General features: G+C 56.7%; 9 protein-coding genes. 8 read left to right on the top strand and 1 reads right to left on the bottom strand.

Annotated elements, in window-relative coordinates; translation table 11 throughout:
• Positions 1–214: 214 nt before the first annotated feature.
• From tig to AD669_RS16890, 6 genes are all read left to right on the top strand, one after another.
• Entirely contained in the window at positions 215–1,525 is a 1,311-nt protein-coding gene (gene tig / locus AD669_RS16915) for a trigger factor (protein ID WP_053121796.1), read from the top strand.
• A 92-nt stretch (positions 1,526–1,617) separates the two neighbouring features.
• Complete coding sequence (gene clpP, locus AD669_RS16910; RefSeq protein ID WP_007951559.1) at positions 1,618–2,253, top strand: ATP-dependent Clp endopeptidase proteolytic subunit ClpP; 636 nt, start codon at positions 1,618–1,620, stop codon at positions 2,251–2,253.
• Between the two features lie 112 nt (positions 2,254–2,365).
• A complete protein-coding gene (gene clpX, locus AD669_RS16905; protein ID WP_053121794.1) occupies positions 2,366–3,649 on the top strand; it encodes an ATP-dependent Clp protease ATP-binding subunit ClpX in 1,284 nt (427 codons plus the stop codon).
• 163 nt (positions 3,650–3,812) lie between these two features.
• A complete protein-coding gene (lon, locus tag AD669_RS16900; RefSeq protein WP_053121792.1) occupies positions 3,813–6,209 on the top strand; it encodes an endopeptidase La in 2,397 nt (798 codons plus the stop codon).
• A gap of 148 nt (positions 6,210–6,357) precedes the next feature.
• The gene (locus AD669_RS16895; protein WP_008077714.1) at positions 6,358–6,630 is read left to right on the top strand and encodes an HU family DNA-binding protein; all 273 of its coding nucleotides are present in this window, start codon (positions 6,358–6,360) and stop codon (positions 6,628–6,630) included.
• Between the two features lie 230 nt (positions 6,631–6,860).
• Entirely contained in the window at positions 6,861–8,717 is a 1,857-nt protein-coding gene (locus tag AD669_RS16890; protein WP_053121790.1) for a SurA N-terminal domain-containing protein, read from the top strand.
• A 542-nt stretch (positions 8,718–9,259) separates the two neighbouring features.
• On the opposite strand, the gene AD669_RS16885 is transcribed toward AD669_RS16890, so the two are convergent.
• Positions 9,260–10,465 carry an MFS transporter gene (locus AD669_RS16885; RefSeq protein WP_053121788.1) on the bottom strand — a complete coding sequence of 402 codons (1,206 nt, stop codon included), beginning with the start codon at positions 10,463–10,465 and terminating at the stop codon, positions 9,260–9,262.
• A 118-nt stretch (positions 10,466–10,583) separates the two neighbouring features.
• On the opposite strand from AD669_RS16885, the gene AD669_RS16880 reads away from it, so the two are divergent.
• Both AD669_RS16880 and AD669_RS16875 read left to right on the top strand, forming a co-directional pair.
• The gene (locus AD669_RS16880) at positions 10,584–11,492 is read left to right on the top strand and encodes a LysR family transcriptional regulator (RefSeq protein WP_053121786.1); all 909 of its coding nucleotides are present in this window, start codon (positions 10,584–10,586) and stop codon (positions 11,490–11,492) included.
• An 84-nt stretch (positions 11,493–11,576) separates the two neighbouring features.
• Positions 11,577–12,452 (top strand): DUF2242 domain-containing protein, encoded by an 876-nt coding sequence (locus tag AD669_RS16875; RefSeq protein WP_053121784.1) that lies wholly within the window; start codon positions 11,577–11,579, stop codon positions 12,450–12,452.
• The last annotated feature ends 88 nt before the right edge of the window (positions 12,453–12,540 follow it).

Below are 12,540 nucleotides of genomic sequence, written 5' to 3'. Positions count from 1 at the left end.
CTATATATAGAAGAGGTTGTCGCAGAGCCTTGGCGTGATTGGTTGTATTCGCCTGTGGTGCGCGATGCATTCGTGTATTCGCACCGATAAATTGCCTGCTGTTTTTTTACCCGTTTTCAGTAGGGTGACTTCTTGAGTTTGACCCACTAGAATGCATGCCCTTGATTCTGGGGTCGGAAACGGCCGGCTAACGTCTGTGCAACGAGGAATATCCATGCAAGTTTCTGTTGAAAATACTACTGCTCTTGAGCGCCGCATGAGCGTCACCGTGCCGGCTGAGCGCATTGAGAGCCAGGTCAACAAGCGTCTGCAGCAGACTGCCCAAAAGGCCAAGATTGCTGGCTTCCGTCCAGGCAAAGTGCCAATGAGCGAAATCAAGCGCCGTTTCGGTGCTGATGCTCGTCAGGAAGCTGTCGGCGACGTGATCCAGTCCTCCTTCTACGAAGCTGTGGTTGAGCAGAAGCTGAACCCGGCTGGTTCGCCATCGATCGAGCCTAAGTCGCTCGAAGCTGGCAAGGACCTGGAATACGTTGCAGTGTTCGAAGTGTTCCCGGAGTTCACCGTTGCTGGCTTCGACGGCATCACCGTTGAGCGCCTGAGCGCTGACGTGGCTGACGCTGACCTGGACAAAATGCTCGACATCCTGCGCAAGCAGAACACCCGTTTTGAAGTGGCCGATCGCGCTGCCCAGAACGAAGACCAACTGAACATCGATTTCGTTGGCAAGGTTGACGGCGAAGTATTCGCAGGCGGTTCCGCCAAAGGCACCCAACTGGTACTGGGTTCCGGCCGCATGATCCCGGGCTTCGAAGAAGGTCTGGTTGGCGCTAAGGCTGGCGAAGAACGCGTTCTGAACCTGACCTTCCCAGAGGACTATCAGAACCTGGACCTGGCTGGCAAAACCGCCGAGTTCACCGTGACCGTCAACACTGTGTCCGAGCCTAAGCTGCCTGAGCTGAACGAAGAGTTCTTCGCTCAATTCGGCATCAAGGAAAGCGGCATCGACGGTTTCCGCACCGAAGTTCGCAAGAACATGGAGCGTGAACTGCGTCAGGCGATCAAATCCAAGGTCAAGAATCAGGTAATGGACGGTCTGCTGGCCACCAACCCGATCGAAGTGCCTAAGGCTCTGCTGGCCAACGAAGTTGACCGTCTGCGCGTGCAGGCTGTTCAGCAGTTCGGCGGCAACATCAAGCCCGATCAACTGCCGGCCGAGCTGTTCGAAGAGCAAGCCAAGCGCCGCGTTGTGCTGGGTCTGATCGTTGCTGAAGTGGTCAAGCAATTCGACCTGAAGCCTGACGAAGCTCGCGTTCGCGAAATGATTCAGGAAATGGCTTCCGCTTACCAGGAGCCTGAGCAGGTTGTGTCGTGGTACTACAAGAACGAGCAGCAACTGAACGAAGTGCGTTCGGTTGTGCTGGAAGAACAAGTTGTGGATACTGTTCTGCAGAAAGCTAGTGTGACCGACAAGTCGGTCTCTTACGAAGAAGCAGTCAAGCCGGTAGAAGCTCCACAAGCCGACTGATTGTTTTTGCGTTAAGAAATACACACATAAGCCAGCTTTCGAGCTGGCTTATGCGTATTCAAGACATAACTATTTGGGAGTGACTGCAGAGCATGTTCCGTAATTCGTATATTCAGCAGAACTCTGATATCCAGGCCGCAGGCGGACTGGTCCCGATGGTTGTCGAGCAGTCCGCTCGTGGCGAACGCGCCTACGACATCTATTCGCGCCTTCTCAAGGAGCGAGTGATCTTTCTGGTTGGGCCGGTAGAGGACTACATGGCCAACCTGATCTGTGCGCAACTGCTGTTCCTTGAAGCGGAAAACCCGGACAAGGACATCCATCTCTATATCAACTCCCCGGGCGGTTCGGTAACGGCTGGCATGTCGATCTACGACACCATGCAGTTCATCAAACCCAATGTGTCGACCACCTGCATCGGTCAGGCCTGCAGCATGGGCGCGTTCTTGTTGACCGCCGGTGCACCTGGCAAGCGTTTCTGCCTGCCGAACTCGCGTGTGATGATTCACCAGCCACTGGGCGGTTTCCAGGGCCAGGCATCGGATATCGAAATCCATGCCAAGGAAATCCTCTTCATCCGCGAGCGCCTGAACACGCTGATGGCCAAGCACAGTGGGCGTACCCTTGAAGAAATCGAGCGTGATACCAACCGCGATAACTTCATGAGTGCAGAAGCTGCGAAGGAATACGGCTTGATCGATGAAGTGATCAACCAGCGCCCAGCTTAAAATAAGCAACTCAAAATAGGCTTGGTCGGCGAGTCTGTTCGCCAGCGGGCTTGAAAAAGCCCGCAATAGCCTTCATCTTGTGTTGCAAGCCTATCGGATTTGGATCGAACGAATGACTGACACCCGCAACGGCGAGGACAACGGCAAGCTGCTCTATTGCTCCTTCTGTGGCAAAAGCCAGCATGAAGTGCGCAAATTGATTGCCGGCCCCTCGGTCTTTATCTGCGACGAGTGCGTCGACCTGTGCAATGACATCATCCGCGAGGAGGTGCAGGAAGCACAGGCCGAGAGCAGCGCGCATAAATTGCCTTCGCCTAAAGAAATCAGCGGCATCCTTGATCAATACGTCATTGGTCAGGAGCGTGCGAAAAAGGTTCTGGCCGTAGCGGTGTACAACCACTACAAACGCCTTAACCAGCGTGACAAAAAGGCTGACGACGTCGAACTCGGCAAGAGCAACATCCTGCTGATCGGCCCGACAGGCTCCGGTAAAACCCTGCTGGCCGAAACACTGGCCCGCTTGCTGAACGTTCCGTTCACCATCGCCGACGCAACCACCCTCACCGAGGCGGGTTATGTAGGTGAAGACGTCGAGAACATCATTCAGAAGCTGTTGCAGAAGTGCGATTACGACGTAGAGAAAGCCCAGATGGGTATTGTCTACATCGATGAAATCGACAAGATTTCGCGCAAGTCCGACAACCCGTCGATCACCCGGGACGTTTCCGGTGAAGGCGTGCAGCAGGCCTTGCTCAAGTTGATCGAAGGCACGGTCGCTTCCGTACCGCCGCAAGGTGGCCGCAAGCATCCGCAGCAGGAATTCCTGCAGGTCGACACCCGTAACATCCTGTTCATCTGCGGTGGTGCGTTCTCGGGTCTGGAAAAGGTTATTCAAAACCGTTCCACCAAAGGCGGCATCGGTTTCAACGCAGAAGTGCGCAGCAAGGAAGAAGGCAAGAAAGTCGGTGAATCCCTGCGTGAAGTCGAGCCTGACGATCTGGTCAAGTTCGGTCTGATCCCGGAATTCGTCGGTCGTCTGCCGGTACTTGCGACGCTGGACGAGCTCGACGAGGCTGCGCTGATGCAGATCCTCACCGAGCCGAAAAATGCTCTGACCAAACAGTATGCCAAGCTGTTCGAGATGGAAGGCGTCGATCTGGAATTCCGTGCTGACGCGCTGAAATCCGTCGCCAAACGTGCCCTGGAACGCAAGACCGGTGCTCGTGGCCTGCGCTCGATTCTCGAAGGTGTATTGCTCGACACGATGTATGAAATCCCCTCGCAGTCTGAGGTGAGCAAAGTCGTGATCGATGAAAGCGTGATCGAAGGCAAGTCCAAGCCACTGTATATCTACGAAAACAGTGAGCCGGCAGCCAAGGCAGCACCGGACGCGTAAGCGTCCACCCTGCCGCAACAAAGAAGGGGCCTTCGGGCCTCTTTTTTTTTATGGCATTTTTTACATCCGCTTTGCGCTTGTTTTTTTTCAAGGCAGCCCCCATCTTGGTTTCAAGCTCAATTCCATCTGATTACGGCCATATGGCCGCCGTAGAGGCGAAATCATGAAGACAACCATCGAATTGCCTCTCCTGCCATTGCGTGATGTCGTGGTTTATCCGCACATGGTTATCCCACTGTTCGTGGGGCGCGAGAAATCCATCGAAGCCCTCGAGGCCGCGATGACGGGCGACAAGCAGATCCTGCTGCTGGCCCAGAGAAACCCGGCTGACGACGATCCCGGTGAAGACGCTCTCTATCGCGTAGGTACCATCGCTACCGTTCTGCAACTGCTCAAGCTGCCTGACGGCACTGTCAAAGTGCTGGTCGAAGGTGAACAGCGCGGTACTGTCGAGCGTTTCAGCGAAGTTGACGGCCACTGCCGCGCTGAAGTCTCGCTGATTGAAGAAGTCGACGCTGCCGAGCGCGAATCCGAAGTGTTCGTGCGCACGCTGCTGTCGCAGTTCGAACAATATGTGCAGTTGGGCAAAAAAGTCCCGGCTGAAGTCCTGTCGTCGCTCAACAGCATCGATGAGCCGGGTCGTCTGGTCGACACCATGGCCGCGCACATGGCGCTGAAAATCGAGCAGAAGCAGGAAATCCTCGAAATCATCGATTTGTCGGCCCGGGTCGAGCACGTTCTGGCGCTGCTGGATGCCGAGATCGATCTGCTGCAAGTCGAAAAACGCATTCGTGGCCGCGTCAAAAAGCAAATGGAGCGCAGTCAGCGCGAGTACTACCTGAATGAGCAGATGAAGGCCATTCAGAAAGAACTCGGCGACAGCGACGAAGGCCACAACGAAATCGAAGACCTGAAAAAGCGTATCGACGCTGCCGGTCTGCCAAAAGACGCGTTGGCCAAAGCCACGGCCGAGCTGAACAAGCTCAAGCAAATGTCGCCGATGTCCGCTGAGGCCACCGTGGTGCGCTCGTACATCGACTGGCTGGTGCAGGTGCCGTGGAAGGCACAGAGCAAGGTACGCCTTGATCTGGCGCGCGCTGAAGACATTCTCGACGCCGACCACTACGGCCTCGAAGAGGTCAAGGAACGCATCCTTGAATACCTCGCCGTGCAAAAACGCGTGAAAAAAATTCGTGGCCCGGTGTTGTGCCTGGTCGGTCCTCCGGGCGTGGGTAAAACCTCGCTGGCCGAGTCGATCGCTCACGCCACCAACCGTAAATTCGTACGCATGGCCCTCGGTGGTGTGCGGGATGAAGCGGAAATTCGTGGTCACCGCCGGACTTACATCGGTTCGATGCCGGGAAGATTGATTCAAAAGATGACAAAAGTGGGCGTTCGCAACCCGCTGTTCCTGCTCGATGAAATCGACAAAATGGGCAGCGACATGCGTGGCGATCCGGCGTCGGCGTTGCTGGAAGTGCTCGATCCAGAGCAAAACCACAACTTCAACGATCACTATCTGGAAGTCGATTACGACCTCTCGGATGTGATGTTCCTGTGCACCTCGAACTCGATGAACATCCCGCCGGCGCTGCTTGACCGCATGGAAGTCATCCGTCTGCCGGGCTACACCGAAGACGAGAAGATCAACATTGCCGTCAAATATCTCTCGCCAAAACAGATCACCGCTAACGGTCTGAAGAAGGGCGAGATTGAATTTGATGAAGAAGCGATCCGCGACATCATCCGTTACTACACCCGTGAAGCCGGTGTGCGTGGCCTCGAACGTCAGATCGCCAAGGTCTGCCGCAAGGCTGTGAAAGAGCACGCGCTGGAAAAACGCTTCTCGGTAAAAGTGACAGCTGACTTGCTGGAACACTTCCTCGGCGTACGTAAATTCCGTTACGGTCTGGCCGAGCAACAGGATCAGATCGGTCAAGTGACCGGCCTTGCCTGGACTCAGGTTGGCGGCGAGTTGCTGACCATCGAAGCCGCTGTTGTGCCGGGTAAAGGTCAACTGATCAAGACCGGTTCGCTCGGTGATGTGATGGTCGAATCGATCACCGCAGCCCTGACCGTCGTGCGCAGCCGCGCCAAGAGCCTGGGCATTCCTGTGGACTTCCACGAGAAGCGCGACACGCACATTCACATGCCGGAAGGCGCGACCCCGAAAGACGGTCCTAGCGCCGGTGTAGGCATGTGCACGGCCCTGGTGTCGGCATTGACCGGCATTCCGGTGCGCGCTGATGTCGCCATGACCGGTGAAATCACCTTGCGCGGTCAAGTGCTGGCAATTGGTGGTCTGAAGGAAAAACTGCTCGCGGCACACCGCGGCGGAATCAAGGTTGTGATTATTCCTGAAGAAAACGTACGTGATCTCAAGGAGATTCCGGACAACATCAAGCAGGATCTGCAGATTAAACCGGTTAAATGGATTGACGAGGTCCTGCAAATTGCGCTGCAATACGCGCCGGAGCCCTTGCCGGATGTGGCTCCGGAGATAGTTGCCAAGGATGAAAAACGTGAGTCTGATGCTAAGGAAAGAATTAGCACGCATTAGTATGCTTTTGCCTGGGTGGCTTCCTTGACAGCTTTTTAGAGCCCTTGTTATAAAGCGGCTCTTAAGTGTCTGTAGGCCATTCAGCACTCGTTTTTGCTTTCACCAAAAAACTTAGAATCATCTCAAAATAGATATAAGGGGACTTAGAGTGAACAAGTCGGAACTGATTGATGCTATCGCTGCATCCGCTGATATCCCGAAAGCTGCTGCTGGCCGTGCGCTGGACGCTGTAATCGAATCCGTCACTGGCGCTCTCAAGGCTGGCGACTCCGTTGTTCTGGTTGGTTTCGGTACGTTCTCCGTGACTGATCGTCCAGCTCGCGTTGGTCGTAACCCACAGACTGGCAAGACGCTGCAAATCGCTGCTGCTAAAAAACCAGGCTTTAAAGCCGGTAAAGCACTGAAAGAAGCGGTTAACTAAGTTCGTTACAAGTTTTTACCCATCCGGGTCGGGGTCATCCCTGACTTGGCAGCGGAGCGGTAGAGCAGGTCGCTGAAACAGGCGCCTGTAACGCCGGGATCGAGGGTTCGAGCCCTGTCCGCTCCGCCAGTTACGAGAAGGCGCATCCTCGGATGCGCCTTTCTTCTATCCGGATTCTACCCACGCTCCACGGTTGCCTAATTTGAAGTTCAACCGTTTCTGGGGGACGCATGCTGCAGAATATCAGGGACAATTCACAAGGCTGGATTGCCAAGACCATTATCGGGGCCATCATTTTGCTGATGGCTTTGACCGGTTTCGATGCCATTTTTCAGGCCACGACTCACAAGAACGAGGCGGCCCAGGTCAATGGTGAAGAGATCAGCCAGAACGAGCTAAGCCAGGCGGTTGATATGCAACGCCGTCAGCTGATGCAACAGCTGGGCAAAGATTTCGACGCTTCGCTGCTCGATGAAAAAATGCTTCGCGAATCGGCCCTCAAGGGTTTGATTGATCGCAAGCTGCTGCTGCAAGGCGCAGAACAATCGAAGTTCGCTTTCTCCGAAGGCGCTCTGGATCAGGTGATCCTGCAAACCCCTGAATTCCAGGTGGACGGCAAGTTCAGCTCCGATCGTTTCGACCAGGTGATCCGTCAACTGGGCTATAGCCGTATGCAATTCCGCCAGATGCTGGCTCAGGAAATGCTGATCGGCCAACTGCGTGCCGGTATCGGCGGCAGCGGTTTCGTCACCGACGCTGAAGTGTTGGCCTTTGCCCGTCTGGAAAAACAGACCCGCGATTTCGCCACCCTGAGCGTCAAAGCCGACCCAGCCTCGGTCAAGCTGACTGACGATGAGGTCAAGGCTTACTACGACGAACACGCCAAAGAGTTCATGACTCCGGATCAGGTGATCGTCGATTACGTTGAGCTGAAGAAGGCTTCGTTCTTCGACCAGGTCACCGTGAAAGACGAAGACCTGCAGGCGGCGTATCAGAAAGATATCGCCAACCTGTCGGAACAGCGTCGTGCCGCGCACATCCTGATCGAAGTGAACGACAAGACTACTGAAGCTCAGGCTAAAGCGAAGATCGAAGACGTCCAGGCGCGTTTGGCCAAGGGCGAGAAATTCGAAGCGCTGGCCAAGGAGTTCTCGCAGGATCCGGGTTCGGCCAACAATGGCGGTGACCTCGGTTTCGCAGGCCCTGGCGTCTACGACCCAGCCTTCGAAAAAGCCCTGTACTCGCTGAACAAGGATCAAGTGTCCGAGCCGGTTCGTACCGATTTCGGTTACCACCTGATCAAGCTGCTGGGTGTTGAAGCGCCAGAAGTGCCAACCCTGGCCAGCCTGAAAGACAAACTGACCCGCGATCTGAAAGCCGCGCAGGTTGAGCAGCGTTTCGTCGAGGCGACCAAGCAACTGGAAGACTCCGCGTTCGAAGCTTCCGACCTGGCCCAGCCAGCGGCGGATCTGAAACTGACCGTGCACACCTCCAAGCCGTTTGGCCGTGAAGGTGGCGAAGGTCTGGCGGCCAACCGTGCCGTGGTGACTGCTGCATTCAGCACTGAAGTGATTGATGAAGGCGCCAACAGCACCGCCATCGAACTGGATCCGGATACCGTGGTTGTATTGCGTGCCAAGGAACACCTGAAGCCTGCGCAATTGCCTCTGGAAAGCGTGAACGTGGCGATCCGCGCTCAGTTGACCAAAGAGCACGCCAGCGCGGCTGCCAAGACTCAGGCCGAGAAGCTGATTGCTGATCTGCGTGAAGGCAAGGCAGTTGATGCGCAGAACTGGAAAGTCACCCAAGCGGCCACTCGTGCGCAGGAAGGTGTTGATCCGGCGGTTCTGCAGGCGTTGTTCCGTATGCCGAAGCCGGCTGCCAAGGACAAGCCTACGTTTAGCAGCGTGACGCTGCCGGACGGTAGTTTGATGATTGTGCGTCTGAATGGCGTGAATGAAGCGGCTGCACCGACTGAGGAAGAGAAGGTGCAGTACCGTCGCTTCCTGGCGTCGCGTGAAGGTCAGCAGGACTTTGCGGCGTATCGTAAACAGTTGGAAGCTCAGGCTGAGATCAAGCGGTTTTGATCGTTGACTGAGTTTTAGAGAAAGCCCTGACGTACGTCGGGGCTTTTTTTTGGGTTTGGGTTTTTGGGGGGATATCCGTTTTTTGGGTGATGGCTGATTAGGGTTCCGCCCTTACGGCGGGTCACTTTTGGCAAACGCCCCAAAAGTAACCAAAAGGTCTGTGCCCTGACGTCCGGCCCTCGCTAAGGCTCGGGTTCCTTCGCTCCGGGTTCATCCGGGGGCATCGCCTACGGTTTGCTTCGCTGCACCTCCTCTCGATGCTTTCCCCGTATGAATCCCTCCACTCAGCCTCCCGACGGGCTCTAAGATCAAAAGCAGGCGAGCTGACACTCGGCCTAATGGTTGGCTTGGGTTCGCCGCGATTTCATGTAGGAGCTGCCGAAGGCTGCGATCTTTTGATCTTGATTTTGTAGGAGCAGAGCTTGCTCGCGAAGGCGGCCGACCAGACACTATTATCTAACGGCATTACCCCAGTCCCACTGTGGGAGCTAGCCTGCTAGCGAAAGCGACCTGTCAGCCAACCAGAATGCCTGTGTTCATCCTTATCTGGTTCGCGGAAACCCATGGGTTCTCGCTGTCACCGTCGCACACAGACTCATCAGCAACAACGCGATCACAATCCATGGAAACACCCCAACCCCTAAATTATCCAGCAACAAACCCCCAGCCAATCCACCGCCCGCAATTCCGACATTCCACAATGTCACCAACATCGATTGCGCAGTATCCGCAGCATCCTTCGCCGTTTTCGCCGAGGCTGTTTGCAGCAGCGAAGGCATCGCACCAAATGCGAGGCCCCAAACTGCCGTAGCGATGTAGATCACGCCAGCAGACTCGCGCCACAAACCCAACGCAATCGCCGACAGCATGAACAGTGCTGCGCTGATCAGTACCAATTCGCGTAGCCAGCGATCAATCAGGCTGCCGACGATCCACAAGCTCAGCACCGACGCCAGGCCGAACACCAGCAGCACGCGGTCAACTGAGGCATCGAGTCCGGACGGTTGCAGGAACGGGGCGATGTAGGTGTAGAGCAGGTTGTGTGCGACGACGTAGGTCAAGGTCACGAACAGCACCGGTCGTACGCCCGGGAGGGTAAATACCTTACGCAGTGGCAGACGTTTTCCTTCGGGTTCTCCGGCGAAGTCGGGGACTTGCCAGCGTACCCAGATCACTAGCAGCACGGTCAGGGCGGTCATGATGGCGAAGCTCAGGCGCCAGCCGATCAAGGTGCCGAGCAGGGTGCCGGCCGGGATGCCCAGGGACAGCGCGATGGGGGCGCCGAGCATAGCGACGGTGATGGCGCGGCCTTGCAGGTGGGGGGCGACCATGCGGCTGGCGTAGCCGGCGAGTAGTGCCCAGAGCAGGCCGGCGAATATGCCGGCAATCAGGCGTGCGATCAGGGTTAGCCAGTACAGCTCCGAAAGGGCGGTGATGCTGTTGGCGATGGCGAAGCCGCCGATGGCGGACAGTAGAAGAGGGCGTCGGCGCCAGCTACGGGTGGCGAGGGTTAGTGGAATGGCGGCGAGTATTGAGCCGATGGCGTACATCGTCACCAGTTGTCCGATCAGTGCCTGGGAGACGTTCAAGCCGCTGCTCATTTGTGGCAGCAGGCCGGCGGGCAGGGCTTCGGTCATGACGGTGATGAACCCGGCGGTGGCCAGGGCCAGCAGGGCGCCGAGGGGTAAGCGTTCGCGTTGTTGGAGCGAAGCTTCAAGTGGGCGGCAGGTGAGTTGTGCGTCGTTCATGAGCATTCATCCGTGGGCAAAGGTCAACGAGTGCACAGGGTAGGGCGCTGCGCCTTGGCGAAAAACAGGTTAAGGTTCCGAACATATCGGACACGGATGTCTTGAATCGGGAGGGTGTATGGATCGCCTTGGCAGTATTTCGGTATTCATTCAGGTCGCCGAGACGCGCAGTTTTACTGAGGCGGGTCGGCTGACCGGGGTGTCTTCATCGGCAGTTGGCAAGAGCATTGCGCGTCTGGAGGCGCGGCTGGGGGTGCGCTTGTTTCATCGCACTACGCGTAGTATCACGCTGACCAGCGAGGGGGCATTGTTCCTACAGCGTTGCCGTAAAATTCTGGCGGATGTTGAGGCTGCAGAGTTCGAACTGTGTGATGCCGCTGCGCAACCGCAGGGAAAATTGCGTATCAGTGTGCCGCAGGTGTTGGGTCTGGTGATGCCGGTGATGACTGAGTTCATGACGCTGTACCCGCAGATTGAACTGGATCTGGATTTGACCGATCGCATGGTCGACGTGGTTGAAGAGGGTTTCGACGCGGTGATTCGCACCGGCAAACCGCGTGACTCGCGGTTGATGGCGCGGTCGTTGGGCGAATTTCGGATGGTACTAGTTGCCAGTCCCGCTTATCTGCAGCAGCGGGGTACGCCGCAACGGCCTGCCGATCTGGCCGATCACGCCTGTTTGCGTCACATCTTTCACGCCACTGGCAAACTCGAGCCGTGGCCGCTACGGCGTGAGGAGGGTGCGGATGAGCCGAAATTGCCGACCCGGCTGGTGAGTACGTCCATTGAAGCGGTGAACCACGCGGCGCTGGCGGGGATGGGCATTGCCTGCCTGCCGGATTTCATGAGCCGCGACGCGGAATCACAAGGATTGCTGCATCGGGTGCTGGATACGCATCTGCAACATGTCGGGCAGTTCTGGGTGTTGTGGCCGTCGAGTCGCCACGCCACCGCGAAGTTACGGGTTTTCATCGATCATTTGGCGTTGCGACTTTTTCCGGTAAATGAAGGTCGGATAGAGTTGTAACTGTTTCAAGACACTAATCCATACGGCGCGGGTCAGCGATCTGTTGCACAATACGCCCCGGACTGTTTTCCCCCAGGATGTTTAATGTTGATTTCCACTCCCTTGCGTGTTGTCGGTTTGGCGTTGTTGGTGGCTGCTGTCGCCGGCTGTTCGAAAGACAAGCCGATGTATGAGCATGAGAATTTCGACGATTCCGGCATGTTTTCGCGTAATTACCCGGTCGCCGACACCGCCAGTTGCGAAGCCGCACGGCGTGCGTTGCTCAGCCAGGGTTACATCATCACCAGCAGCGACCCGAAACTGGTCAGTGGCCACAAGAGCTTCCAGCAGACCGGCGATACGCACTTGGAGATCAGCTTCAACGTGGTCTGCGCCGAAGACAGCAGCGGCAAGCATCACGCGACAATGTTCGCCAACGCCCTGCAGGATCGCTATGCACTGAAGAAGACCAACAACTCGGCCAGCCTCGGTGTTGGCGTGTTGGGCTCGGTGTCGATGCCGATCGGCTCGTCGGACGACTCGATGGTGAAAGTCGCCAGCGAGACAGTGATTTCGCAGAAGTTCTACGAGCGTTTCTTCACCTTGGTCGAGCAGTTCCTGCCGGCGGATGCGAAGAAAGCGGCGCACATCGAAGAGAAGCCGAAGGCTGATCTCGGCGTACCTGAGCCGAAACCTGTAGCTGCGCCATTGGCACCGGTGCCGGCGGCAGAAACCGCTCCAGCCCCGACTCCTGCTCCGGTTGCGACGCCTGCACCTGCTGCAGAACCGGCCCCGGCACCAGCCGAAGTTGCCCCGGTCAGCTCTGAACCTGTTGCCCCACCTGCGGAGTCCGCGCCAATCACCCCGGCTCCAGTCGCAGAACCCGCGCCGACACCGGAAGTGATCACGCCACCGGCCAATCCAACAGACATCCCGCCACCGTCCGAGCCAATCCCGGCGATGCCAGCCTCCAGCCAGTAATCCAGCCCGAACTTCTGTAGGAGCAAGGCTTGCCCGCGAAGGCGTCAGACTAGTCAACATAAAAAGTGTTGGCTGGTCTGACGCCTTC

It is taken from the genome of Pseudomonas sp. P1.31 (genome assembly GCF_001269815.1).
GTDB classification, from domain to species: Bacteria; Pseudomonadota; Gammaproteobacteria; order Pseudomonadales; family Pseudomonadaceae; genus Aquipseudomonas; species Aquipseudomonas rustica.
The sequence above is the reverse complement of the archived record's forward strand: the minus strand, read 5'-3'. Positions and strand labels throughout refer to the sequence as shown.

Coding starts and splice junctions, on each gene's coding strand:
- tig (WP_053121796.1), top strand. CDS start 215: ATGCAAGTTTCTGTTGAAAATACTACTGCTCTTGAGCGCCGCATGAGC.
- clpP (WP_007951559.1), top strand. CDS start 1,618: ATGTTCCGTAATTCGTATATTCAGCAGAACTCTGATATCCAGGCCGCA.
- clpX (WP_053121794.1), top strand. CDS start 2,366: ATGACTGACACCCGCAACGGCGAGGACAACGGCAAGCTGCTCTATTGC.
- lon (WP_053121792.1), top strand. CDS start 3,813: ATGAAGACAACCATCGAATTGCCTCTCCTGCCATTGCGTGATGTCGTG.
- AD669_RS16890 (WP_053121790.1), top strand. CDS start 6,861: ATGCTGCAGAATATCAGGGACAATTCACAAGGCTGGATTGCCAAGACC.
- AD669_RS16885 (WP_053121788.1), bottom strand. CDS start 10,465: ATGAACGACGCACAACTCACCTGCCGCCCACTTGAAGCTTCGCTCCAA.
- AD669_RS16880 (WP_053121786.1), top strand. CDS start 10,584: ATGGATCGCCTTGGCAGTATTTCGGTATTCATTCAGGTCGCCGAGACG.
- AD669_RS16875 (WP_053121784.1), top strand. CDS start 11,577: ATGTTGATTTCCACTCCCTTGCGTGTTGTCGGTTTGGCGTTGTTGGTG.